Here is a 24,902-nt window from a genome sequence, read left to right as displayed (position 1 = left end):
TGCACTTGCGATCGCGGTTACAGCTTCGCGCGCACGCCGCTGCCGGCGGTTTGCGCACGTTGATGTAGCGCCGCTGCGAGCGCCACGTCCTGCGCGCCCATGCCGAGCGATTTGAACAGCGTGACCGTGTCGGCGTCGGTGCGTCCCGGGTGAGCGCGAATGACCAGTTCGCCGAGTTCCGCGACGAGGTCGTCCGGGCCGATGCGCCCTTCGGCGGCCGCGGCCAGATAGTCGCCCGACTCGTTGAGCGTCGATTCCCGGCGGTCGACGAACAGTTGCGCACGCGCCATCAGCATCGTGTCCGCCTCGCGATGGCGCGGCGTGCTGCTGCCGACCAGATTCACGTGTGTGCCCGGCGCAATCCACTGCGCACGCAGTACGGGGTCCGTCGAGTTCGTGACCGTCACAACGATATCGGCGTCGCGTACGGCGGCTTCCACGCTCTCGGCGGCTTCCAGTGGGAAAGCGTAGTTGGGTTGTTCCTTGTCGACGAACGCTTGCGCCGTGGCGAGCGAGCGGCTGGCGACACGCACGTGTTGCAGTGGCCGCACGGCTGAGAGCGCTGCGAGCTGCCAGTGCGCCTGATGACCTGCCCCGACGAGCGCGAGTCGCGACGCATCGTGACGCGCGAGCAGGCGCGTCGCCAAACCTGTGACGGCGGCGGTGCGAATGCCGGTGATCTCGGCGGCGTTCATGACGGCCAGCAGTTCGCCTGTCTCCGCGCTCATCAGCAGGACACAGCCCTGATGCGGGTCCTTGCCCAGCGCGCTGTTGCCGGGAAAGAACGTGCCGACCTTCGCGCCGTAGACGCCCGCACCGCCGGCGGCACTGCCCAGAAACGCCGGCATCATGCCCAGCAACCCCTTGGCGCCTAGCGCTTGCGGCGGTCGAATGATCTGACGCAGCGGCAAGTGAATCTGTTCGCGCGCGAGCGCGGCGAACATGTCGGACATGACCGGGATCGCGTCGGCCACGGGCATCAGCGCGGCGACTTGCGCGGCGTCAAGCAGCAGAACGGAAGGGGATTCAGCGGAGGCGTCCATGCGTAATCCTTGTGAACGTGTCGGGCTGTCGCGCCACGAGTGCGCATCGTAAACGAAAACGCGACCGTCAGGTCGCGTCGATACATTACACGGCGTTAGTCACCGAGGTTGCTCAGCCGTTCGCCTCGGCGGCCAGGGCCGCCTCGATGTGACGGTTGAACGTCGCCGTGTCGGTGTTCGTCCCGCACAGCAGCACGCCCACGCGTTTGCCCATGAGTTTGTCGCGCAACGGCCCCATCAAGGCGGCGGTCGCGGCAGCACATGCCGGCTCCACGGCCAGTTTCAATTGACGGAACAGTGTGAGCATGCCCGCGCGCATCTGGTCGTCGGTGACGGTGACCAGTTCGTCGATATGGCGGCGGCAGAGCGTGTAGCCGTACAGCTCCGTGTGCGGCGCCATCAGACTGTCGGCAATACCGGTCATCGGCCCCATCTTGACCGGACCGCCTTGCGCGAAGCTTTGCGCCATGGCGTCGGCCCCGGCCGGCTCCACGCCGTACACCTTCACATGCGGGGCGAACAGCTTGATCGCGGTGGCCACGCCGGCGATCAGTCCGCCGCCCCCGACAGGTACGACCACGGCATCGAGATCCGGGGCTTGCCCGATCCATTCGTAGCCGAGCGTGGCCGTCCCCAGAATCGTGCGATATCCGTTGAACGGATGCACGAAATAGCGGCCTTCCTCCTGCTCCACACGCTTGACGATCTCGAACGCCTCGTGGACGTTCTCCGCCAGAATCAGGTCCGCGCCGTACTCGCGGCACAGCGACGAGCGCGCAGGGCTGGCGGTCTTGAGCATGACCGTCTTGGCGCCGATGCCCATCGCTTTCGCGGCGTAGGCGACGGCCACCGCGTGATTGCCTGCGGACACGCACGTCACGCCCGCCTTGCGCTGCGCGTCGTCGAGCGAGAGCAGGTTCGAGAAAGCGCCGCGCGCCTTGAACGTTCCCGAGGCTTGCAGCAGCTCGTACTTGAACGTTACCTCGGTGTCGCCGAGCGTCGGGAAATCGTTACGCGTGAAAACCGGTGTCTTGCGCGCGTAGGGTTTGAGCGTCTCGTACAGCGCAGCGATGGCGTCTTTCGTCGGCACCGGTTGGCCGTCGATGGTCTCGGCATGCAGCGCGGGGGTCGATTGCGTCACTTGAACTGTGTCTCCGGAATAATGAATGCGCATGAAATGCCGGGCAGGTGCGGGGGGCGACCCGCATGCGCTGCCCGGGACACCGAACTTAGCGCAGGCCCAGCTTGCGGCTGCGCAGCAGCGCGGTGATGCTGATGATTGCGGCGAAGATCAGGTAGAAGCTCGGGGCGAGTTTGTTGCCCGTCGCGCCGATCAGCCACGTGATGATAAACGGTGCGAAGCCGCCGAACACGGTCGCTGCGATGTTGTAGCCGAGTGAGAGGCCGGTCGTGCGCACCTGCACCGGGAACAGTTCCGTGAGCAGGGCGGGCAGGGCGCCGAAGTACGTCGTCATCAGCAGGCCCAGCACGATCTGGAACACCATCAGCGAGCCGAACGTCGGGTTTGCGTCCAGGAAGCGGAACATCGGGTAGACGAGCACCAGCAGCGCCACCGCAGCGGCAAGCATCGGCTTGATGCGGCCATGGGTGTCCGACCAGTGCCCGACAATGGGCGCGACGATCAGTTGCACGACCCCCGTAAGCAGCACCGCCGAGAACGCTGCCGAGGACGGCAGTCCCAGTTGCTTGACGGCGTATGTCGGCATATAGAGCACAAGGTACGTGGCGACGGTGGCCATCACGACCACGCCGATGGCGAGCAGCAAACGCTCCTTCTGGCTGGCAAACGTGTCGCGCAGCGGGCTTTGCGTGGGCTCGATATCGAGGAATTCGGGCGTCTCGTCCAGACGGCGTCGAATGTAGTACGCCACCGGGCCGATGAGCAGACCGAAGAAGAACGGCACGCGCCAGCCCCACGAGGCCATGGCCTCTGCCGACAGATTACCGGTGAGCAATGCCCCGAAGCCGGCGGCCAGCAGCGTGGTGAGGCCTTGCGAGGCGACTTGCCAGCTGGAGAAGAAGCCGCGACGCTGCGGGGCGTGCTCGGCCAGAAACGCCGTGGCGCTGCCAAACTCGCCGCCGGCCGAAAAGCCCTGCACCATACGCGCGATGACGATGCCCACGGGCGCGAGCACACCGATGGCCGAGTACGTCGGCATGATCGCGATGAGCAGCGTGCCGACCATCATCAGCAAAATCGATAGGGTGAGGGCGGCCTTGCGTCCTGCACGGTCGGCGTATGCGCCGATCACGATGGCGCCCAGCGGACGCATGAAGAACGACACCCCGAAGGTGCCCAGCGTGAGCAGCAACGAAACGGTATCGTTGCCCGTGGGGAAAAACAGCTTGGCGATGGTCACGGCGAAGAAGCCGTACACCACGAGATCGAACCACTCGAGCGCATTACCGATCGAGGCCGATACGATCACACGCCAGGCGTGCGGGGAAGTGCGGGCGAGGGGTGCCGCCGCGTTGGGGGATGCGCTTGCGCTCATGGGCGAGATCTCCAGAACCTGTCTGATGTACGTGCTTGTTATCTTGCGGATGAATGTCCTGTGCGCCTTTTTTAGGCGTCTGATACTGCGTCCTGCGTTGTACTTCCTGCCTCGTACTTTCTACTTCGTACTTCCTACCGCTTACTTCCTGTCTTCCACCGACTGCGGGCGAAGCCGCGCCACCGGGGCGGCAATGACTGCCGCGAAGTCAACGGGCCGCATCCGGCAAACGGAATACGGCCCGCGTAGCGTTGCGTCGCGTGAGATGGGCGTCCGGTCCGAAGCGATTCAGGCCGGACGTCACGATCAGGCGCCGACGGTGTTGCTGCGAATCAGCTTGCGCAGGAACGACTCGCACTGTGCAATCTGTTCGAGCGAGACGAATTCGTTGGGCTTGTGGGCCTGTTCGATGTTGCCCGGGCCGCACACGATCGACGGCACCCCGGCCAGTTGAAACTGTCCCGCTTCGGTGCCGTAAGCGACCTTGCGCTTGTCGGTGTCCTTCGTCAGGGCGCGCACCAGTTGGGTGATGGCGTCTTGCTCCGAGGCGTCCAGGGCCGGGGCCGCAGCGATCTTCTTGAACTCGATGCCGGCGTTCGGATGCTCCTTCTGCATCTTCGGCACCAGTTCGTTGACGGCGTATTCCTGAATGCGCTGGAAAATACCTTCTGCGTCCACGCCCGGCAGGTTGCGGTATTCGAAGACGAATTCGCACAGCGCCGGGATCGTGTTCAGGGCGATACCGCCCGAAATCGTGCCCGTTTGCGCCGTGGTGAACGGCACGTCGAACAGTTCGTCGAACGGGCCGTTCTGCTTGAAGTGATCGGCCAGATCGCGGATGTAGCAGATCAGGCGCGCCGCGTATTCGATGGCGTTCGAACCCTTCGGCGTGAGCGACGAGTGCGCCGCGTGACCGCGCACGCAGCACTGGTAGGCGTTGATGCCCTTGTGCGCGACGATTACGCGCATGCTCGTCGGCTCGCCGACGATACAGCCGTCCGGGCGGATGCCGCGCTCCCGCAGTTCGGCGAGCATTACCGGCGCGCCGACGCAGCCGATTTCTTCGTCGTACGAAAAAGCGAAGTGGAAGGGTGTCTTGAGCTTGGCGTCGCGCATCTCCGGCAGCATCGTCATGACCGAGCCGATGAAGCCCTTCATGTCGCACGTGCCGCGGCCATACAAGTTGCCGTCGCGCACGACCGGCTTGAACGGATCGGTGTCCCACGGCTGGCCGTCGACCGGCACCACGTCGGTATGACCCGAGAGGACGATGCCGCCTTGCGTGTTGCCGTCGGCGGCGGGCAGCGTGACGAAAAGGTTGGCCTTGCGCTGGGTGGCATCGAACGACAACCACGGCTCGACGCCGGCATGTTTGAGGCTGTCGCGCACCGTCTCGATCAGGCCGAGGTTCGATTCGCGGCTCGTGGTGTCGATGCTGACCAGCTTCGTGATCCAGTCGAGCGATGCCGGTTGAGCCTCGGTGGTGGCCTGCGGGGCGATAGCTTGGGAAGCGCTTGTCATTCGAATCTCCGTGAATCTTCCAGTCATACGTGTAATACGTCTCTTACGTATTGCTACTGGGAAATGTTACTCAAAAATAATTTAGAGGTAAAAGGTTGTGTGAACAACCATTCTTGCCTCGCGGGAAAGTGCGGCAGGAACGTGTGGCGGGAGCGCAGGGCGGGCACGCCGGGCGCGGCTTTGCCCGGACGTGCGCGAAAGGGGTAAGGAAACAATTGCTGCGTTGCACACGACGTTCGCCGGTTTCATTCGCTCGCCAGACCGATGGGGCGCGGCGATGTCGTGTGCATGGGATCTGTCGGGCCGGCACCGATTCAGGCGGCCTTCGCTCCCGGCGAACCGAGCGCGCGCAGCGTGTCCTTGATGGCGCGCACGCGGTCGGTCAGTTGCGCATGTTTGGCTTCGATGCGCAGCTTGTCCTGCCCGGCAAGTTTGACGTGCCGATGCTTCTGCACGAGCTCGATGATGCGCATCGGGTCGACGGCGGGCGTCGGCTCGAATTGCAGCGCAATGGCTTCCTCGCTCGCGTCGATCTTGACGATGCCCAGCGGCTTGGCCAGCAGACGCAGACGGTGCGTTTCGATGAGCGCTTGCGCTTGTTGCGGCAGCTTGCCGAAGCGGTCGACGAGTTCCTCCTGGATCGTGTCGATGGCATCGGTGTGCGTGCCGTTGGCCAGACGCTTGTACAGCGAGAGACGCTCCTGAACATCGCCGCAATAGTCGCTCGGCAGGATCGCGGGCACGTGCAGGTTGATCTCCGTGGTTGCGGCGAGCGGCGCCGTGAGATCGGGCTCGCGTCCCGCTTTCAGGGCGCTCACCGCGTCGGCCAACATGTCGGTGTACAACTGGAAGCCGATCTCGTGGATCTCGCCTGACTGCTTGTCGCCCAGCACTTCGCCGGCGCCGCGAATTTCCAGATCGTGCATCGCGAGGTAGAAGCCAGCGCCGAGTTCTTCCATCTGCTGAATGGCTTCGAGACGGCGCTGTGCCTGCTTGGTGAGCGATTTCGGGTCATGCACAAGCAGATAGGCGTACGCCTGGTGATGCGAGCGCCCGACACGGCCACGCAACTGGTGCAACTGCGCGAGGCCGAACTTGTCGGCGCGGTGCATCAGGATCGTGTTGGCCGTGGGCACGTCGATCCCTGTTTCGATGATGGTCGTGCACAGCAACACGTTGGCGCGCTGGGTCACGAAGTCGCGCATCACGCGTTCGAGATCGCGCTCGTGCATCTGACCGTGGGCGACGACGATGCGCGCTTCGGGCACCAGCGCTTCGAGTTGCGCCTTGCGGTTCTCGATCGTCTCCACCTCGTTGTGAAGGAAATACACTTGTCCGCCGCGTTTGAGTTCGCGCAGCATGGCTTCGCGAATCACGCCGTCTTCCTCGCGTCGCACGAACGTCTTGATCGCCAGACGCTTCTGAGGGGCGGTGGCGATCACCGAGAAGTCGCGCAGGCCTTCGAGCGCCATGCCCAGCGTACGGGGGATCGGCGTGGCGGTCAGCGTGAGCATGTCCACTTCGGCGCGCAGCGCTTTGAGGGCTTCTTTCTGACGGACGCCGAAGCGGTGCTCTTCGTCGATGATCACGAGGCCCAGCCGCTGGAACTGGATATCGTTCGAGAGCAGCTTGTGCGTGCCGATGACGATGTCGACCTGCCCCTCGTTGATGGCCTTCACGCTGGCGTTCACTTCCTTGGCCGTCTTGAAGCGGGAAAGTTCGGCGATGCGCACCGGCCAGTCGGCAAAGCGGTCGGAGAAGGTCTGTGCGTGTTGTTCGGCGAGCAGCGTGGTCGGCGCGAGAATCGCGACCTGCTTGCCGTCGAGTACGGCGATGAAGGCCGCGCGCAGGGCGACCTCGGTCTTGCCGAAGCCGACGTCGCCACACACCAGGCGGTCCATCGGGCGGCCACTGGTCATGTCGCCCATCACGGCGGCGATGGCCGCGGCCTGATCCGGGGTTTCTTCGAAGCCGAAGCTGTCCGCGAACTTCTCGTACTCACGCGGCGACAACGTGAAGGCGTAGCCCGAGCGCGCGGCGCGACGCGCATAGAGGTTGAGCAACTCGGCGGCGGTATCCCGGATCTGCTGGGCCGCCTTGCGCTTGGCCTTCTCCCACTGGCCGGAGCCCAGCGAGTGCAACGGGGCGGTGTCGGGGTCCGAGCCGCTGTAGCGCGAGATCAGATGCAACTGCGAGACCGGCACGTACAGCTTGCTGTCGCCCGAGTATTCGAGATGCAGGAATTCGGTCTCGCCCTCGCCGAGATCCATGCTCACCAGACCGTGATAGCGGCCGATGCCGTGCTGACTGTGTACGACCGGGTCGCCGACCTTCAATTCGGCGAGATCGCGCACCATCGAATCGACGGAGGTCGCCTGTTCCTGACGACGCTTGCCCGCCCGTCGTGCAAGCCCCTCGTACAGTTCGTTTTCGGTGACGAACGCGAGGTCTTCCGCCGGCAACAGGAAGCCGGCGGCCAGAGGCGCGACGCCGATGCAGAAGCGCTTGTCCGACGTCAGAAAGTCTTCGAGCGATTCGACGTTCGCGGGGCGCAGGTCGTTGTCGTGCAGCAGTTGCAGGAGCGTCTCGCGACGTCCGGCCGAGTCGGCGCACAGCAGCACGCGCGCGGGCGTGCGGGCGAGGTACGCGCGCAGGGCGGCGAGCGGGTCGTCTGCGCGACGGTTGACCGCCAGCGGCGGCAACGCAATGGCCCAGCTGCCGTCGCCGGGCGTGGGCAGCGTCAGGCGGGCGAACGGTTTGGCGAGCGTGAAGAAGTCCTGATCGAGCAGGAACAGTTGCTCGGGCGGCAATACGGGACGTTCGCGGTCATGCGACAGGAAGTTGTAGCGCTGACGCGTGTCGTTCCAGAAGCGGTTGATGGCCGCGTCGAGATCGCCGACGAACACGAGGTGCGCATCGGCCGGCAGGTAGTGAAAGAGCGTTGCCGTCTCTTCGAAGAACAGCGGCAGGTAATACTCGATGCCGGCGGAGGGCACGCCGCTGCCGATGTCCTTGTAGATCGGACTGCGGCTCGGGTCGCCTTCGAAGACTTCACGCCAGCGGCCACGGAAGGCCGTGCGTGCGGGCTCGTCGAAAGGGAATTCGCGACCGGGCAGCAGGCGGACTTCCTTCACCGGATAAAGGCTGCGCTGCGTATCGGGGTCGAACGCGCGAATGCTGTCGACCGTGTCGTCGAAGAGGTCGAGACGATACGGCAGCGCCGAGCCCATCGGGTAGAGATCGATCATGCCGCCGCGTACGCAGTATTCGCCGGGGCGCATCACCTGACTCACGTGCTCGTAGCCGGCGAGCGTCAGTTGCGACTTCAGACGCGCTCCGTCGAGGCGCTCGCCTTGCGTGAAGAAGAACGTGTAGGCCGCCATGAAGCTTGCCGGGGCCATGCGGTAGAGCGCCGTGGTGGCGGGCACCAGCACGATGTCGCAGCGCTTCTCGCCGAGATCGTGCAGCGTGGCCAGCCGCTCGGAGACCAGATCCTGGTGGGGCGAGAAGGTGTCGTAAGGGAGTGTTTCCCAATCGGGGAGCAGACGGACCCGGGCGTCGGGCGCGCACCACTTGAGTTCCTGCTGAAGGCGCAATGCGTCGGTGGCTTGCGCGCACACGACGGCCAGCAGCGGCAGGCGCTCGCGATTCTCTTCGAAGTAGCGGGCAATGAGCAGGGCGTCGCTCGATGCGTGCGAGCCGGGGAAAGCGTAGCGCTGTCCCGCTTTCACGAGCGGCACAGGCACGGTATTACGGGATAAGGCGTTGGCGGCGGACATAGGAAAAACGTTGCAGAAATGGCAAAGCACGGGGCTCCATCGGCATGGGGCCCCGTGACAGTCGGTGTCTATTATAAAATCCCTGCTTTCTCCTTACCTGCGTTTTATCGTGAGCGACCGACTTTTTGCCGTGATCCCGTGCGCCGGGGCCGGTGTACGCGCCGGGGCCGACGTGCCCAAGCAATACCGAAGCGTTGGCGGACGTCCCATGCTTCATTACGCGCTCGCGGCGTTCGACGCGTGTTCCGAGTTCGCGCAGACCGTACTGGTGCTTGCGCCTGACGACAATCACTTCGATGGACGACGTTTCGGCACGCTGCGTTTCGCGGTGCGCCGCTGTGGCGGGCCGTCGCGTCATGCGTCGGTGCTGGGCGGCCTTCAGGCGCTCACCGAGTTCGGCGCGCAGGACAGCGACTGGGTGCTCGTGCACGACGCTGCGCGTCCCGGCATCACGCCGGAGTTGATCCGCACGCTCGTTGGTGCGCTGCGCGACGATCCCGTCGGCGGTATTCTGGCGTTGCCTGTCGCGGATACGCTCAAGCGCGAGCAGACGGCGACCGGCAAGCGCGAGCTGACGGCCCTGGCCGCCATTGGGGCGACCGAGTCGCGCGATGGTCTGTGGCAGGCGCAGACCCCGCAGATGTTCCGTCTCGGCATGCTGCGTCACGCATTGGAAGATGCCCTCGCCGCCGGCGCCGAAGTTACGGACGAGGCCAGCGCCATCGAGCGCATCGGTCATGCGCCGAAGCTCGTGCGCGGCAGCCTGCGCAACTTCAAGGTGACGTATCCCGAAGACTTCGCGCTCGCCGAGGCATTTCTCGGCACGGCCAGGTCTGCCTGAGCGCTCGACCGTTCCGCACCGCCGGGTCCGACGGATCCGGCACATCGTATTTCCGCATCTGGCGATTCCACATGACTGAACAAGCTGTTTCCCCCGTCTCACTTGCCTCGCAGGTACCGTTCTCCAGGCTGCGTATCGGGCAGGGGTATGACGTGCACGCGCTCGTGCCGGGCCGTCCGCTCGTGATGGGCGGCGTGACGATTCCGTTCGAGCGCGGTCTGCTCGGCCACTCCGACGCCGACGTGCTGCTGCACGCGATTACCGACGCCGTGCTCGGCGCGGCGGCGCTGGGTGACATCGGCCGTCATTTCCCGGACACCGATCCGACCTTCAAGGGCGCGAACAGCGTCGTGCTGCTCAAGGAGGCAATGCGCCGCGTTCGCGAGCAGGGCTACGAGATCCTGAACGTCGATTGCACGGTGATTGCTCAGGCGCCCAAGCTCGCGCCGCACATCGCCGCGATGACGCAGTCCATTGCCGATGCGCTGGGCGTGAGCGTCGGTCAGGTCAACGTGAAGGCGAAGACGAACGAGAAGCTGGGCTACCTCGGCCGCCAGGAAGGGATCGAAGCGCAGGCGGCCGCATTGCTGATCGGTCGCTGAGCAGGCAAGTGCAGGGCGGCGGCGTGTGCCCCTCGCCCTGGGGGGCGAGCATGCAAAAACGGCGCTACCGGAAGCATCCGGCAGCGCCGTTTTGCTGGCTGGCTTCACGACGGCGGATCCCGTCGTCGAGCGGCCGGCCTGATTTGGCCGAAGTGGCCTGCATATGCCGAGCCGCCCGCGTCGCTTGGGGCGACTCGGACGGCTCTCGCGGCTCACTCGTCGCTTAAATGACTTAAATCACTTAAATCACTTGAGCCGCTTGAATCGCTTGAATCGCTTGAGTGGCTCAATCTGCGTCAGCCGCTGACGCCACTTGATTCATCTGACTCGCTTAAGCGGCCTCTGCTGCGATGACCTGAGCAGCGGCGTTGACGACTGCCGCGATACGGCCCACGTCACGCAATTGCGCGGTGCTCATGCCGTGTTCGGCGCTGAGCAGGTGCGCGTGCGACTTCACGCAGAAATGGCATTTGCCGACGATGGACGCCGCCAGTGCGTACATCTCGAAGCGACGCTGATCGACCCCGCCGCGCGTGGCGTAGCCGTTCATGCGCAACTGGGCTTTCTCGTTCTTGAGCTCGGCATTGTCGGCCATCTCGAGATACGGGTACCACGTGTTGTTCATACCCATGAGCGCGGCGGCGGTCAACGCGCCTTCAAGCTCTTCCGGGGCGAGCACGCCGGCTTCGCGGATCGCTTTGACGATCGGCTGGCTCTTGGCGGCGAAGGCCGCAGCCAGCGCCACACCCACGGCATCGTTGCCTTCGAGCGAGGAGCGGGCGATGGTGCCGTCGAGGTTGAGGCGGATGTCCTTGGCGTAGTCAGGAATCTGTTCCTTAATCGCAGTGAGGAATTCCATAAATTTCTCCTATTGCTTTGGGCTGAAAAAGCCCGCTTACGCGGGCTTCGAAACGACGCTTACAGCGTTGCACCGCCGACCGCGCGGTTGCACGGGCAGAGTTCGTCCGTTTGCAGGCCGTCCAGAATACGCAGCACTTCTTCCGGGTTACGGCCGACGTTCAGGTTGTTCACCGACACGTGCTGAATGACGTTGTCCGGGTCAACGATGAACGTTGCACGCAGTGCCACGCCTGCTGCCTTGTCACGCACGCCCAGTTGGTCGATCAGCGCACCGGTCGTGTCGCCGAACGCGTAGTGGTTCAGCTTGTTCAGGTCCTTGTGCTCGCGGCGCCATGCCAGCTTCACGAATTCGTTGTCGCCCGAACCGCCGAGCAGCACGGCATCGCGCTCTTCGAATGCCTTGGCCAGCTTGCCGAATTCCACGATTTCGGTCGGGCACACGAAGGTGAAGTCCTTCGGGTAGAAGTAAATGATCTTCCACTTGCCCGGGAACGAGGCTTCCGTGATCGTTTCGAAAGCCGACTGGCCGTTTTCTTCGTGGTTGTTGAAACCCGGCTTGGCAGCTTCGACCGAGAATGCTTCGAGTTTATCGCCGACAGTCTTCATCGATTACTCCTAAATTTAGTGCGGTTTATGTCGTGACGCCGCAGGGACATCGCAACTGGCAACTGACCGAGTTCACGCGCTCCCGGTCAACCAAAGCAGTATACGCTATCAATACTATGATAGCAATAGCTTTATTTTATGTGGGGGATAGCTAAAACAAATCCCGTCGATAGGATTTTGCGACATGGCGTGCCGCCAAACCTTGAGCATAGCCAAATTTTCGCCGCCTGGCATCAAACACTTATTTAGCAAGCGGAAATGACACGATGATTTCAAGCCCGGATCCCGGACGAACGTTACGCAGCGAGGCATGCCCTTTGTAGCGCGTTGCGATGCGCTGGACGATCGCCATGCCCAGGCCGGTGCCGTCCGCTTTCGTGCGCGCGGTGTCCACGCGATAGAACGGGCGGAAAACGAGGTGCAATTGTTCTTCGGGGATGCCGGGCCCGGTATCGCGCACGCGCATCTCCACGCGCTCTCCGAGGATTCGCGTGGTGATATGGACGTTGGCGATGTCGGTCCGGGCGTCGCGACCGTACTTGCGGGCGTTTTCGATCAGGTTCGTGAGCAGACGTTTCAGGTCTGTGCGCTCGGCGAGTACGGGGGCGGTATCGGCCAGCTCGACGCTCAGATTCAAATCTTCGCGCCCCTCGAAATTCGCGGCCGTATCGCGTGCGACTTCCGAAAGGTCGATGGATTGCGTCGTGCGCGAGGCGGGGCGGGCGTAGTCGAGGAAGCGGCCGATGATTTCGTCCATTTGCTCGATGTCGCTGATCATGTCGCGCTTGACCGTCTCGTCCGACGGGCTCATCTCCGTCTCCAGTCGCAGGCGCGCGAGCGGTGTGCGCAGATCGTGCGAGATGCCCGCGAGCATCAGCGCGCGGTCGGCCTCGAGCCGGTCGAGTTCCTGCACCATCTGGTTGAAACTGCGGTTGGCTTCGGCGGCTTCGCCCATGCCGCGCTCGGGCAGCGGTTCGGGGCGTTGTCCTTCGCCGATGGCGCGTGCGGCGTGCGCCAGTCTGGCGAACGGACGGTTCACCAGCGCGGTGATGAAGGCGGCGCCGATGAGCGAGAGCGCGAGGGCGAACGTCCCCCAACTGAAGAGCTGGAGGCCGGTGGCCGTGTCGATCCGGTCTTGTTCGATGGCGACCCAGTAATCGTCTTCGTCGATCTTGAAGCTGATCCACATGGCGGGAATCTCGTTGACCGCCGCGGCGATGACCGTGTCGGTGCCGAGTCGCCGCTGCACGTCGCGCACGATCAGGTCCTGCACCACACCGGCGCGCGGCTTCTCGACGGCGTCGGCCGGCTCACGGGGGTACACCCGAATGCCTTCGTTGCTTTCCAGATCCTGGAGCAATGCGCGTCGCAGGTCCGGCTCCGAGTAGAGCAGAGCGGTGCGGGTGAGCTTGACGATGGAGACGAGTTGCTGCGCGACGCGTTGCGCGCGCGGTTCGCGCTCGATGACGCGAAAGCTCTGATACCAGGCGGCAAGGCTGACGCCGATGAGCAGGGCGATGAGGAAAAAGGTACGCCAGAACAGACCGCCGAACAGCCCGCGTACCATCCGTATCGGATGCATGGGGTTGCTCCGTCTAATGCGTGGCTTGAGCGTGTCGGGACATTCGAAGCACGGCGGGGCGGGGGCTCGGGGAAACCACGTCGAACCGCATGGAAGACGATGAAACGCAAGACATGACGCCGGTGTGGGACAGCATGGCGACCGGCGTCGTTTCGAAGCGTGAGACGTGATGACGGCCGATCACGCGCCGCCGTCCGGGATAAATACGTAACCGAGGCCCCAGACCGTTTGAATGAAGCGAGGGCTGCCCGGATCCGGCTCGATGAGTTTGCGCAGGCGCGAGATCTGCACATCGAGGCTTCGGTCGAAGACTTCGTACTCACGCCCACGCGCAAGCTCCATGAGCTTTTCTCGCGAGAGCGGTTGACGCGGATGACGCGCGAACACCTTCAGCACGGAGAACTCACCCGTCGTGAGTGCGATTTCCTGACCGTTCTTCGTGAGCGTACGCGTAGCGAGGTTCAGGGCGAAGTCGCCGAACTCGAACGTCTCCATGGTTTCGCTGGGCGCGCCGGGCAATTCGGGCGGTGCCTGACGGCGCAGCACAGCGTGGATACGTGCGACAAGCTCGCGGGGATTGAACGGTTTCGGCAGGTAATCATCGGCGCCCATTTCGAGGCCGACGATTCGGTCGACATCCTCGCCTTTGGCCGTTAACATGATGATCGGCGTGCGATCGTTGGCGCCACGCAGGCGGCGACAAATCGAAAGACCGTCTTCACCGGGGAGCATCAGGTCCAGCACGAGCAGGTCGAAACGCTCGCGCACCCACAGCTTGTTCATAGCCGTCGCATTCTCGGCGACAAAGACATTGAAACCCTGTTCTCCGAGGTAACGACGAAGCAGGTCGCGCAGGCGCGGATCGTCGTCGACAACCAGAATTTTGGGAGAGTTTTTGTTTTCCATGCCACGTATCTTAGCCCGAAATGTTGCGAACTGAGGAGACCGCCAAAGCGGGTTACAAAGGGTTACACAATTTACCCTACGGCTTGTGCGCTGACCATAGGCAGTGGGTACACTTGCAGCCCTGCCAGGGCGAAAACAGCCGTATGGCATGAAGGACATACGCACAAGATGAGATGGGCTGCTGAGTTGACGCTACTGTTCGGGGGAATCATGCTCTGGGGACACCTGGGCGTGACCTATGCCCGTCCCGTAGCGCATTTCAGTACGCAGGCCCAGGGTGCGGGCGGGTCGCATGTGCAGCATGCCGCCCCCGCGCCGTCGCCGCGCAATCCGTCGAAGAAGGCGCCGCAGAACGATTCTCAGGCCGACCGTCGCAACGACGATCTCCCGAACCCGCCGCCGGGACGCCGTCCCAATGGGCATATGTCGCCGGAAGACCGGCGACTGCTGCGTCAACATATTCAAGACGCCGTGCGTGAACTCTACAGCCACTGATATGGGATACGACGCGCGCTTGCGCCCGTCCATGCCGATCCCACGCTTCCCTTGAAAACGCCAGTGATCCCTCTTTGACGCGAGCGTGCCATGAAGCCGAAACGACATCCGCCAGCTGCTGCCGACGCTGGCTTTTTTTGCGCCTTTGAAAAGCGGCATGTTTTCGGTGCGGTGGCCGCCGCCGGGTTTGTCTGGTGCATTGGTGCGCCCGCAGCACAAGCTGCCGATTCGCGTCTGCCGGACGGGAACCGGACTGCGCAACCCGGGCATGTCACGGTGCCGAAGTCCGCAAAACCGGGGGCTGACGTGCCGATACGTTCATCCCCCCGGTTGCCTCCATTGGCCCCATCGGCGTCATTAACGGCAGACGATGCCCGCTACCTGCTCACCCGAACCGGCTATGCACCGGATTCGCGCGAACTGGCGCCGTTCGTCGGGTTGACGCGAGCGCAGGCCGTCGACCGGCTGCTCTCGCAGACGCGCTGCACCGCAGTGACGCCGCCGCCCGTCTGGTCCGGCGAGCCGCCGCTCGACGGTGCGCCTGCCAGGACGAAGACGGCTGACGAGCGTCGCGAGGTGAACGAGCGACGCAATCGCATGGCGGCGTCGCTCTCGGCGTGGTGGGCGCAGGAGATGGCGACCACGCCGTCGCCGCTGACCGAGCGCATGACGATGTTCTGGCATAACCATTTCGTGTCCAGCGACGACAAGGTGCGTGAGCCGATTGTGCTGTACCGGCAGAATGTGCTGCTGAGGGCGAATGCGCTTGGCAACTTTGGGCAGATGCTGCACGACGTGTCGAAAGATCCGGCGATGCTCATCTATCTGGACGGGGCCGGAAGCCGCAAGGGGCGTCCGAACGAGAATTTTGCGCGCGAAGTCATGGAACTGTTCACGCTCGGTGAAGGGCATTACACCGAGCAGGACGTGCGCGAAGCGGCGCGCGCTTACACGGGCTGGAGCATCGACCGCGCGTCAATGACATATCTGTGGCGGGCCAATGTGCATGACACCGGCGCCAAGACCGTGTTGAATCAGACGGGCGACTTCGATGGGGATCAGGTGCTCGACATTTTGTTGGCGCGTCCCGAGACTGCGACGTTCGTCGTTGGCAAATTGTGGCGCGAGTTTGTCTCGCCGACTCCCGACCCGGCGCAGGTCGGACGGATCGCGAGTGCGTTTCGCGCGAGCGGCTACGACATCAAGGTGGCGATGCGCGCCTTGTTGCTCACGCCTGCTTTCTGGGACATGCAAACACGCGGTACGCTGGTGAAGTCGCCATCGGAGTTTGTGACGGACACCGTGCGGGCGTTCGATATCGGCTACGACGATCCGCAGATGCTGGCGCAGCAGATGCGAGTATTGGGGCAGGACCTGTTCCGTCCTCCGAATGTGAAGGGCTGGCCGGGCGGCGAGACGTGGATCGACAGCACCACGTTGCTGGCGCGCAAGCAGTTCGTCGAGCGGATGTTTCGGGCGACGGAGAATGCGAATGCGGGTGGTCCGTCGACGATGTTGTCGCCATCGATGTCGCAGATGCCGACGGCGCCGACACGTGAGCGTGTGCAGCGCGTGGCGCTTCGGCCGGGCCAGCCGATGCCGCGCACGGTGGCTGGCGTGCGCTTCGACCTGTCTCGCTGGTTGCAACCTTACGCGCTGGGCCCGGTCGATGTTCCTGACGAGGCGTCGCGCGAGGCGTTGCAGCGGAGCGTGTTGCCGTTTGCTCCGGCAGCGCCGCAGGCTGTCGGTGTGAGCAGCGCGGCCTATTTGCAGGCGTTGCTGATGGATCCGGCGTATCAACTGAAGTAACGCGATGCGGTGCGGCCAGGTGAGTCATGAGAGGTGAGAGATGCGACGACGTGATTTTCTGAGTTTCGCCGGTGGCCTCGGTGCCGCGTGGCTGACCCCGACGCCGGTGTTGGCGGCCACGCACAACCTGTCTGCGGGCGCACCGGGTATGGGGGGCAACTACGACAATCTGCTGATACTGATCGAATTGAAAGGGGGCAATGACGGGTTGAACACCGTCATCCCGTATGCTGATCCGATGTATCTGCGCTTGCGCCCGAATATTGGCGTCAAGCGTGAGCAGGTGGTGCAGTTGGACGAAGGCAGTGGTTTGCATCCGGAGATGCGGGCGTTGTTGCCGATGTGGCAGGCGAATGAGTTGGCGATCGTGCAGGGGGTGGGATATCCGCAGCCGAATCTGTCGCACTTCCGGTCGATCGAGATATGGAATACGGCGTCGCGCTCGGACGAGTATTTGCGAGACGGTTGGTTATCGCGCGCGTTCGCCGAGCAGGCGGTGCCCGCGGGGTTCGATGCGGACGGTGTGATCGTCGGAAGCGCGGAGCTTGGGCCGCTTGGCGGTGGCGCGCGGGCGGTAACGCTGACGAATCCTGCGCAGTTTTTGCGTGACGCGAATCTGGCGTCGGCCAATGCGGCGCAGGTGAGCAACCCGGCGTTGGCGCATGTGCTGCGGGTGGAGAACGATATCGTCAAGGCGGCGGACGGTTTGCGTCCCCGTCAGGGGCAGTATGTATTACGCACGCCGATGCCGCAGGGCGCGTTCGGGAATGTGGTGAAGACGGCGTTGCAGGTGGTGGCGGCGGCGGATTCGTCGGCGGGGGTGCCGCAGGCGGGGCGTGGCGTTGCGGTGTTGCGTCTGACGCTTAACGGCTTCGACACGCATCAGAACCAGCCGGGGCAGCAGGCGAATCTGTTGCGTCAGTTGTCGCAGGGGATGATGGCGTTGCGGGCGGGGTTGACGGAGCTGAATCGTTGGCGCTCGACGCTAATCGTGACGTATGCGGAGTTCGGGCGACGTCCGCGAGAGAACCAGAGTAGTGGGACGGATCACGGCACGGTTGCGCCGCACTTCATTGCGGGTGGGCGTGTGCGAGGCGGTTTGTACGGCGACGTGCCGAGACTGGATCAGTTGGACGGCAACGGCAACTTGCCGTTCGCGGTCGATTTCCGGGAGGTGTACGCCACGGTGCTGCAACGCTGGTGGGGATTGAACCCGCAATCCATCCTTGGCGGAGCGTTCAAGCCGTTGGACGTGTTGCGGGTTTGAGCGGGGCATTGGCGAATCTGTTTCAGCGGGCGCGCCAGGCCTTCCAGAATTTACGGAGTGGCGTGAGGTCGATGCGTTGGTGCAGGACTTGATAGTCGCTGGCGGCGACTTCATCCATCAGCGCCAGTTGCAGCGCCGCGAGGGCGAGTAGGGGGCGTTGTCGACGACGGTCGTGTTTGGGGATCGCGGCGGCGGCATCGGCGATCGCCTGACGGGCGCGTGCGTGCTGGAACTTCATCAGCTCGACGAAGGCGGGCGAATACTTGCCGTTCTGGAGATCGGCGGCGGTAACGCCAAAGCGCTGGAGTTCGTCGATGGGAAAGTAGACGTAGCCTGCACGCGCGTCGACGCCGGCGTCCGAGACGCGGCGGCCGAGTGTGATCGCGTGACCGAGGGTGCGTGCGCGGGCGGGGGTTTGCGGATCGTCGAAACCGTAGACATGCGACGCGAGTTCGGCGGGTGCGCCGCCGGCGGCGTCGCAATAATGGGTGAGTCCGGCGAAGTCGAGATAGCGCATCTGCGAGAGGTCCATCTCGGCGCCATGGAGGACGGCCTCGAATGCTTCGCGTGACAAATTGAGGCGTTTGACGACCGGGATGAGCGCTCGGGTGACGGGGTGAGCGGGATGGCTGGAGAAGAGCCGTGCGAGTTCCTGGCGCCACCAATCGAGTTTGGCGTGAGCGACGCCGGGGTCATGGACGGCTGAGTGAATATCGCCGATTTCCTGACAGAACGCGTGGACGGCGTAAGCGTCGTCGCGTTTTGACGGGGGCAGTTGGAGCAGGGCGTAGTAGAGCGCGGATCCGGGCGGGCCTGCTTTTTGGCGGCAGTAGGCATTGGCCTGAGCGGGGGAGCTATTGGCGCCGGTGGTGCCGGGAGTATCGTCGGCGGTCTCGTGGGGGTGCATGCGAATGGGGTATCGGTTTGGTCAGGTGCCCGGAAGCGGGTGCGCAGGCGCGCGGCGGGGCAACTGCCATGAATTGGTGCGAATTTTAGCATTGGGCGCGGGAGTGACGCGCGAGATGCCGGATGGTGGCGGAGAGATTGCCGGTCAATATCGGTTCGTGTAGAATGTGCGCCTGCTTTGACGCGTGCAGCGGGGCGGCGACAAGTCGCCCCTTTTCATGTCCGACAGGACACGTGCATGCCGTCGACCCGATGCCGGGCTGTCGCCTTCACCAAGTGCCGACACCCACGGGCTGCGAGGATGGCGAAATTGGTAGACGCACCAGGTTTAGGTCCTGACGCCCGAAAGGGTGTAGGGGTTCGAGTCCCCTTCCTCGCACCAACTCCCCGTTTTGGCATCGGTTCTGTAGGTCTTACTTCTTCCCGCAATATCTCGCAAATGACCGGCTGGTAAGGCAGGCCGGGATTTTTGCGTCGATTCCGATTGTTCGTAGTACGTCCCAAATCTCACCTCTTCCCACCTAAAATCGTGGCCGATCCCCCATTTTTTACCCGAGGATTACCCACGCAATGGCATCTATTCAAAAGGTGGCGAAGGGCTGGCGCGCGCAGGTGATGGTCGATGGTCCGCGCGATAGCCGGACGTTTGATACGAAGGCGGCCGCGATGGCCTGGAGCGCGCAGCGGGAGACGGAGCTGCGGTCGATTGCCAATGGCTCAGGAAGCAAGACGCTGACGGTTGGAGATGTGCTCAAGGAATATGAGCTGAAGGTGAGTCCTACCAAGCGGGGCTAGATGGGAGAAGCTGCGGCTGCCGTTGATTGGGAGCAGGGTGATCGGCGGGCGGAAGTTTGGGGATTTCAAGCTGGCGGATCTTCGTCCTAGTCATATAGCGGCTTGGCGGGACGCGCGGATGCGTGAAGTTTCCGGGGCGTCGACGTCGCGGGAAATGTCGCTGATGTCTTATGCGTTTCTCGTGACAAGATGCACTGGTGAACCGGGGGTAAGTTACGACCAAGGCATTGAATTTGCGCATATGCTATTCTTGAACTATTCATGATTTATTCATGCACTGGTTCATAGGTGAGGGTCGCGTGGCTGATCAATCTGTTCGAATTGAGGAAATTCGCCGTCTGCTAAGGCTTGGGCCGCGCAACGCGCAGGAACTGATGGCCGATTTGTCGATCAGCCAGCCGACCCTTTCGCGGACTATTCGTGAAGCTCCTGAACTATTCACGAGCTTTCGAATTTCGGGGGATCGCACGCCCAAGTACGGAGCGCTGCGTCAGCTTCCTGGCGGGTTGTCCCCACGTCAGACCGTCTATCGCATCTCAACTGACGGCGCGATTGCGCCGTGTGCCCGAGTCGAGTTTATGACTGGCGGGGCGACGCTCGAACTCGCAGATTCTCGGAATACGCTCTACGAAGGCTTGCCTCCGCATATGACGTTCGCTACCCCGTCGGGCTTTCTGGGACGGCAGGTTGCGCGAGCCGTCGCCTTGGAAATGCAGTTTCCGGAGAGTCTCAGGGATTGGAGCGACGATCATCGTGTCGCGTATCTCTTCACTCGCGGGCTGAATCTTCCCGGCGATTTAGTCTACGGCGACGCGTCATTGGAGAGGGAGATGGCGTTCCGTCGGTTGCAACCAATACCTTCAGCGCAGAAGCTTGACCACTACCAGGACATGGCGAATCAGCTCAAGGATGCTTCCTATGGCTCCAGTGCTGGCGGCGAGCAACCCAAGTTTCTTTCGCTGACCGAAGACGTCGGCCATGTGATCGTGAAGTTTGCGAAGCGTGGAAGTCGCATGGCGGATCTTCTCTCGCTTGAACATCTTGCCCTTCAGTCGCTAAGTATCGCGACGGTGTCGTCCGCTTCGACCAGTCTTCTTGCGACCGATAGCTATACCTTTCTGGAGGTACAACGGTTCGACCGCATCGGACGCTTCGGCCGCATCGGGATGCTGTCGGCGGGGGCGATTGACGATGAGTACTTCGGGAAGCGAAACACCTGGTCTGAGTTCGCGACGAGATGTGAGCAAGCGAGATATCTCTCGGCAAGCGAAGCGGAAAAGATCCACGTCATGGCGGCATTCAGCGAACTTATCGGGAACGGCGACAGGCACTTCGAGAACATTTCTTTGCTCTTGAACGAGCGAGGCGGGTTTGATCGCGTGGCTCCCGCGTACGACATCCTACCGATGAACTACGCACCGGTAGGCGCGGGCATCGATCCGGACCTTTCGCCCATAACCCCCAAGATCGGAACAATTGGCGCAAAGCCAAACGTTTGGGGTAGGGCATATCCCGCTGCGAAGACATTCTGGGAACGTGTGCAGCAAGGCGATTGTTCGCTGCCGATCCCGAACGAGTTTAAGGATCTCGCGACGAAGAACCTCGCTGTTGCGAAAGACTTTGTCGCCCCGCTAATTCCTGCCGAAGCGAAGCGCGCCGATTGAGTGTCTAACATGTCCAGTCGGTGACAGTCCGACTGGACCCGCTAACGCGCCTTCGGGCAGATCATGATTTTGGTTCCCCCAATTCCAGCGACAATCTCGGACGTTTTTTCTCGGCATCCAAATGGGCGGGGTGTCGGCCGACGCTGTGTGCGTGTCGGGGCCATCGTTGCGGGGAATCAAGGGGCGGCGCAATGTCGCCCTGTGAGGTCTGGTGCGCTTGCGAGGGGAGCGCCCTCCGAGCGGTAAAATGGTGGCCTGATGGCGCAGGCACGCCATCCATTTCACGACTGTCAGGAGACCCATCGCAAATGCGCAAATTCTCATTCCTGCTTCTCGCCAGCACAGTGCTGCTCGCAAGTTGCGCTGTGTACATTCCTGACGATGGTCCGCATGGTGGTCGCGGCGGCCCCGGTAACGGGTTCTGCCCGCCGGGGCAAGCGAAGAAGGGCAATTGCTGACACTAGCGGTACCGTGGACCTCGGGCTGGCGCGCGCTTTGCGCGTCGGAAGTGCTTTCTCTTTCTTTTGCGCGCCGCGATTTGCGGCGCGCCTGCCAGACTTCCCGCCGTCCGCGCCTGGGGTTGACCGCTCCCACCATGCCGAGAACCTCTCGACAGCGACGCGACAGGACGTTGAAGTCGACCGCCCCCGAAAGCATCAGCGAGGAAAGCTACGAGCGGATCCACCTCGCGCCGCCGGAGCAGCGGCCGACGGCGATCTTCAATGCGAACCGGGCGCGTGTCCGGCACGCGCTGAGCAAGCTGGCTTACGAGCCGATCGTGCAGATGTATCCGAGAAGGGTTGGTTCGTAGCACAGCCCAACGTCGCGCGGGCATGGGATGTGCCGAGGCGTGCCGCACGCGCCTGAAGGAATCGTTCGGGCGCTTGCGGGCAAGGACGGCGAGAAGCCCGCCGAAATCATGCTGGAATACCTCGGCCACATCGAGCATTCGCCGGATCGGGGCGCCGTGCCGCAAGCGGGAGGCGTGAAGCCGGAAGCCGGAAGGGAGAAGAGGGCGGAGTGAAGAGGGAAGCCGCAAGAGGCCGATCTAGAAGCCATGTGCACCGGCGTGGCATGGCAGCAGGGGCGCATCGACCGAAGCGCGAGGCAGTACGGTTCCCGCAAACGTTGTGTGACTGGCGCGACGAATCTCGTATCGGCACGATGGGCATTTGCCTAGCCGTAAGGGCGAGGGAGCGGTACGCCGCGCCTACTCCCACTCGAACGCCTTCTTCTTCCACTCATATGCGAAACCGAGGACCAGCACGCCCAGAAACGCGATCATGGCGATGAGGCTGACCATGCCCGCTTCACGAAGCGACACGGCCCACGGGATGGTGAAGGCCAGTTCGATGTCGAAAATGATGAAAAATATTGCGACACGATAAAAGCGCACGTCGAACTGTTTGCGCGCGTCGCCGAACGCGTTGAAGCCGCATTCGTAGGGGGAACCTTTGGCGTCGTCCGGCCGGTCCGGACGTATGGGTTTGGCAACGACCAGCAAGCCCGCGCCGATAAGCAAGGCAACGACGAGAAAGAGAAGGACCGGATAGTATTCGGAGACGTCCATCGAGCGACCACGTTAGGGAAATGCAGGCCGGCTGGGGCGCACGCAAAACGAGCATCGCGCAATCGCCTCGCCGGTCGGATAAACCATGAGAAGGGACTGCGTTTTACGATGAGAGTTTCATCAGAACCAGTCCGCTGACGATCAGCACGGCGGCGGCAACGCGCGCGACGCTCACGAGTTCGCCGAGCATGACGATACCGACGACGAACGCGCCGACGGCGCCGATGCCGGTCCAGATCGTGTAGGCCGTGCCTAGCGGAAGGGATTTCATGGAAACCGACAGCAAACCGAAGCTGGCGGCCATCGTCACGAATGTGACAAGAGAAGGGAGCGGTTTCGTGAAGCCGGCAGACTGCTTCATCGTATACGCCCAAAGTACTTCGAGTACACCTGCGAGCATCAGATAGATCCAGGCCATAAGGCTCTCCGTAAAAGAGCCGGGCCGTCCCGGAATGTATCGTCCGCAGGTGAGGTCGTCCTCACGCCCGACACTATACGATTTCACGCGATTCTGCGCAATCTCTCCACGATTTATCCTCAATTGACCGGTAGCATCGATGGCGACAGGTGATCGGAGGTGTCATCGGCATGTTGCGGATGCGTCTCGCACCCAGCGTTGTCGGAGCAGGAATGGCGCACCCCGGAAGTCAGGACATGCGCGACGCCATCGAACGGCTCGCCGCTGCGATGGACAAGTCCCGCAAAGAACTCGAAAGTCTGGCCAGACGAGATGTGGCGCTACGCGCCCGATATCGCACCTCCGTCGCTCGTGTCGCCGAACGCGCCATCCCTGACCTTCGTCGCGGCACGCTAGATCAACTGATCGCCGAACACCACCATTTCGTCGACGCCGTCGTGGTCGACGTCTTCGTCAAAAACGGCTTGCTCGCCCGCGTGCTCTGCACACGTCGCTACTCGGATTCGCTTGCGGCGCTGCGAGACAGTTTCGCCGACTACATCGGACGCTCGGGCGCAGCGCCGTTCGCGTCGGCGCGCGCGGAAATCTCCGCCATCGAAGCATTGATGGTGCGTGCGAGAGAAGAGGAGGTCGATGCCGCCGGGGTACTCGCCGGCATGCGCAGCATTCTCGCCAACGACGTGCCCATCCCGGGCGAACTCGTACCCGACATCCGACTCGTTTGCCGTGCCCGTTCCAGGAAGACGGGCACGACGTCGACAACTGCCCGTCGCCCGGACGCGCTCGGCAACGCACCGCGTGCCGAGCGTGAGGCGCGTGACGAGCGCGAGGCGTGCGGTACCGACGCTTCCGAACTTTCCGGTATCCCGCACAGCGTGCGCCAGTTCGCACTATCGATGGCCGTCGTCTGACACCGGCAGTCGCCGGGGCGCAGTCGCGCGGCAATACAAACCAATACAAATCTCCGGACGATCAACAAACTCCCAATGCAATTGGGCGATATCGTCGCAGACGGGTGTGGTTCGGTTGTGATTGATTCGCATTCCGATTTTTGCGTTCCCATGCATTGCCATGCGTTGCAACGCAGACGCACCCGTCAGCAGATTCGCTAATGCCTTCGTTTTGTTTGGAGAGATCGTGTTGTCGGCAAAATCCCAGTTCCCAAGCATGCGCTCGCGTGTGCTCAACGTCGCATGCCTTGCCTGTCTTTACCTCCCTGTCGCCGCTCTCGCACAGGGGGCGGATCACGCCGACATGTCGGCGATGTCGCCAGCTCCCGAGGCGCTTACGGCCGTAGCGAAAGCGGTCGGTGACGCCTGCCAAATCGATGTGCAGGGCCGCCCCGGGAAACAGTTCTCACCTGCGCACATCAGCGTGCCGTCGAGTTGCAAGACACTGACCGTGCAACTGATCCATACCGGGAAGAAGCCCAAGGCTGCGGCCGGACATAACTGGGTGCTGGTGCGCGCCGACGACATTCAGGCCACGGTTGCCGATGGTCTCGCCGCGGGGGCGGAGAACGACTGGGTCAAGCCCGGTGACGACCGTGTGATTGCCAAAACGGCCATGATCGGCGGCGGGCAGCGCACATCGGTCACGTTCGATGTGTCGGCACTCTCGCGCGGTACCGACTATACGTACTACTGCTCATTCCCCGCTCACGCGGCGATGATGCGCGGGGCGTTGTCCATCGACTGACCTCGCTGACCTCGCTGACCTTA

At 63.0% G+C, this 24,902-nt stretch carries 24 protein-coding genes and 1 tRNA gene; 13 read left to right on the top strand and 12 right to left on the bottom strand.

Annotated features, from left to right (window positions below):
• Positions 1-17 precede the first annotated feature (17 nt).
• From PAN31108_RS02010 to mfd, 5 genes are all read right to left on the bottom strand, one after another.
• Positions 18-1,043, bottom strand: a complete 1,026-nt coding sequence (locus PAN31108_RS02010; RefSeq protein WP_150667220.1) for an ornithine cyclodeaminase family protein — start codon at positions 1,041-1,043, stop codon at positions 18-20.
• Between the two features lie 112 nt (positions 1,044-1,155).
• Positions 1,156-2,184, bottom strand: a complete 1,029-nt coding sequence (locus tag PAN31108_RS02005) for a threonine/serine dehydratase family protein (RefSeq protein ID WP_150667219.1) — start codon at positions 2,182-2,184, stop codon at positions 1,156-1,158.
• Between the two features lie 88 nt (positions 2,185-2,272).
• Positions 2,273-3,559, bottom strand: a complete 1,287-nt coding sequence (locus PAN31108_RS02000; protein ID WP_150667218.1) for an MFS transporter — start codon at positions 3,557-3,559, stop codon at positions 2,273-2,275.
• A gap of 306 nt (positions 3,560-3,865) precedes the next feature.
• A complete protein-coding gene (argE, locus tag PAN31108_RS01995) occupies positions 3,866-5,080 on the bottom strand; it encodes an acetylornithine deacetylase (RefSeq protein WP_150667217.1) in 1,215 nt (404 codons plus the stop codon).
• 314 nt (positions 5,081-5,394) lie between these two features.
• Positions 5,395-8,859 carry a transcription-repair coupling factor gene (mfd, locus tag PAN31108_RS01990; protein WP_150667216.1) on the bottom strand — a complete coding sequence of 1,155 codons (3,465 nt, stop codon included), beginning with the start codon at positions 8,857-8,859 and terminating at the stop codon, positions 5,395-5,397.
• 109 nt (positions 8,860-8,968) lie between these two features.
• Here mfd and ispD point away from each other — a divergent pair, with 109 nt between their 5' ends.
• Positions 8,969-9,700, top strand: a complete 732-nt coding sequence (gene ispD / locus PAN31108_RS01985) for a 2-C-methyl-D-erythritol 4-phosphate cytidylyltransferase (RefSeq protein WP_150667215.1) — start codon at positions 8,969-8,971, stop codon at positions 9,698-9,700.
• Between the two features lie 71 nt (positions 9,701-9,771).
• On the top strand, positions 9,772-10,302 hold the full coding sequence (gene ispF / locus PAN31108_RS01980) for a 2-C-methyl-D-erythritol 2,4-cyclodiphosphate synthase (protein WP_150667214.1): 531 nt from the start codon (positions 9,772-9,774) through the stop codon (positions 10,300-10,302).
• A gap of 331 nt (positions 10,303-10,633) precedes the next feature.
• On the opposite strand, the gene PAN31108_RS01975 is transcribed toward ispF, so the two are convergent.
• The 4 genes from PAN31108_RS01975 to ompR all read right to left on the bottom strand — a co-directional run bounded on the left by PAN31108_RS01975 (position 10,634) and on the right by ompR (position 14,257).
• Positions 10,634-11,161, bottom strand: a complete 528-nt coding sequence (locus tag PAN31108_RS01975) for a carboxymuconolactone decarboxylase family protein (RefSeq protein WP_150667213.1) — start codon at positions 11,159-11,161, stop codon at positions 10,634-10,636.
• A 59-nt stretch (positions 11,162-11,220) separates the two neighbouring features.
• A complete protein-coding gene (locus PAN31108_RS01970) occupies positions 11,221-11,769 on the bottom strand; it encodes a peroxiredoxin (RefSeq protein ID WP_150667212.1) in 549 nt (182 codons plus the stop codon).
• A 241-nt stretch (positions 11,770-12,010) separates the two neighbouring features.
• Complete coding sequence (locus tag PAN31108_RS01965; RefSeq protein ID WP_150667211.1) at positions 12,011-13,351, bottom strand: ATP-binding protein; 1,341 nt, start codon at positions 13,349-13,351, stop codon at positions 12,011-12,013.
• Positions 13,352-13,531: 180 nt separating this feature from the next.
• Entirely contained in the window at positions 13,532-14,257 is a 726-nt protein-coding gene (ompR, locus tag PAN31108_RS01960; RefSeq protein ID WP_010808867.1) for an osmolarity response regulator transcription factor OmpR, read from the bottom strand.
• A gap of 168 nt (positions 14,258-14,425) precedes the next feature.
• Between ompR and PAN31108_RS01955 the strand changes: the two genes are divergently transcribed.
• The 3 genes from PAN31108_RS01955 to PAN31108_RS01945 all read left to right on the top strand — a co-directional run bounded on the left by PAN31108_RS01955 (position 14,426) and on the right by PAN31108_RS01945 (position 17,828).
• Positions 14,426-14,752 carry a hypothetical protein gene (locus tag PAN31108_RS01955; protein WP_150667210.1) on the top strand — a complete coding sequence of 109 codons (327 nt, stop codon included), beginning with the start codon at positions 14,426-14,428 and terminating at the stop codon, positions 14,750-14,752.
• 276 nt (positions 14,753-15,028) lie between these two features.
• Positions 15,029-16,561 (top strand): DUF1800 domain-containing protein, encoded by a 1,533-nt coding sequence (locus tag PAN31108_RS01950; RefSeq protein WP_370819558.1) that lies wholly within the window; start codon positions 15,029-15,031, stop codon positions 16,559-16,561.
• A gap of 40 nt (positions 16,562-16,601) precedes the next feature.
• Positions 16,602-17,828: a DUF1501 domain-containing protein gene (locus PAN31108_RS01945; protein ID WP_150667208.1), complete on the top strand. Its 1,227-nt coding sequence runs from the start codon at positions 16,602-16,604 to the stop codon at positions 17,826-17,828.
• 22 nt (positions 17,829-17,850) lie between these two features.
• Here the strand turns inward: PAN31108_RS01945 and PAN31108_RS01940 are convergent, their stop codons facing one another.
• Positions 17,851-18,735 (bottom strand): squalene/phytoene synthase family protein, encoded by an 885-nt coding sequence (locus PAN31108_RS01940; protein ID WP_150667207.1) that lies wholly within the window; start codon positions 18,733-18,735, stop codon positions 17,851-17,853.
• 294 nt (positions 18,736-19,029) lie between these two features.
• Here PAN31108_RS01940 and PAN31108_RS01935 point away from each other — a divergent pair.
• The 6 genes from PAN31108_RS01935 to PAN31108_RS26265 all read left to right on the top strand — a co-directional run bounded on the left by PAN31108_RS01935 (position 19,030) and on the right by PAN31108_RS26265 (position 22,217).
• Positions 19,030-19,116 (top strand) — tRNA-Leu (locus PAN31108_RS01935).
• A 188-nt stretch (positions 19,117-19,304) separates the two neighbouring features.
• Positions 19,305-19,529, top strand: coding sequence for a hypothetical protein (locus PAN31108_RS01930; RefSeq protein WP_150667206.1), 225 nt, complete (start codon positions 19,305-19,307; stop codon positions 19,527-19,529).
• Between the two features lie 299 nt (positions 19,530-19,828).
• Entirely contained in the window at positions 19,829-21,193 is a 1,365-nt protein-coding gene (locus PAN31108_RS01925) for a HipA domain-containing protein (protein WP_174994803.1), read from the top strand.
• Positions 21,194-21,501: 308 nt separating this feature from the next.
• Positions 21,502-21,651 (top strand): hypothetical protein, encoded by a 150-nt coding sequence (locus PAN31108_RS26270; protein ID WP_174994802.1) that lies wholly within the window; start codon positions 21,502-21,504, stop codon positions 21,649-21,651.
• 173 nt (positions 21,652-21,824) lie between these two features.
• Positions 21,825-22,004 carry a hypothetical protein gene (locus tag PAN31108_RS01920; RefSeq protein WP_150667204.1) on the top strand — a complete coding sequence of 60 codons (180 nt, stop codon included), beginning with the start codon at positions 21,825-21,827 and terminating at the stop codon, positions 22,002-22,004.
• A 39-nt stretch (positions 22,005-22,043) separates the two neighbouring features.
• Entirely contained in the window at positions 22,044-22,217 is a 174-nt protein-coding gene (locus tag PAN31108_RS26265; protein ID WP_174994801.1) for a hypothetical protein, read from the top strand.
• Between the two features lie 186 nt (positions 22,218-22,403).
• Here the strand turns inward: PAN31108_RS26265 and ndhC are convergent, their stop codons facing one another.
• Together ndhC and PAN31108_RS01910 are read right to left on the bottom strand one after the other, a co-directional pair.
• Positions 22,404-22,763 (bottom strand): NADH-quinone oxidoreductase subunit A, encoded by a 360-nt coding sequence (ndhC, locus tag PAN31108_RS01915; RefSeq protein WP_150667203.1) that lies wholly within the window; start codon positions 22,761-22,763, stop codon positions 22,404-22,406.
• Between the two features lie 103 nt (positions 22,764-22,866).
• Positions 22,867-23,181 (bottom strand): DMT family transporter, encoded by a 315-nt coding sequence (locus tag PAN31108_RS01910; protein ID WP_150667202.1) that lies wholly within the window; start codon positions 23,179-23,181, stop codon positions 22,867-22,869.
• 212 nt (positions 23,182-23,393) lie between these two features.
• Here PAN31108_RS01910 and PAN31108_RS01905 point away from each other — a divergent pair, with 212 nt between their 5' ends.
• Together PAN31108_RS01905 and azu are read left to right on the top strand one after the other, a co-directional pair.
• Complete coding sequence (locus PAN31108_RS01905; RefSeq protein WP_150667201.1) at positions 23,394-24,092, top strand: hypothetical protein; 699 nt, start codon at positions 23,394-23,396, stop codon at positions 24,090-24,092.
• A gap of 226 nt (positions 24,093-24,318) precedes the next feature.
• The gene (gene azu, locus PAN31108_RS01900; RefSeq protein WP_246183724.1) at positions 24,319-24,879 is read left to right on the top strand and encodes an azurin; all 561 of its coding nucleotides are present in this window, start codon (positions 24,319-24,321) and stop codon (positions 24,877-24,879) included.
• Positions 24,880-24,902: the final 23 nt, after the last annotated feature.

Source organism: Pandoraea anhela (assembly GCF_902459655.1).
GTDB classification, from domain to species: domain Bacteria; phylum Pseudomonadota; class Gammaproteobacteria; order Burkholderiales; family Burkholderiaceae; genus Pandoraea; species Pandoraea anhela.
This window is presented reverse-complemented; position numbering and strand designations above follow the sequence as displayed.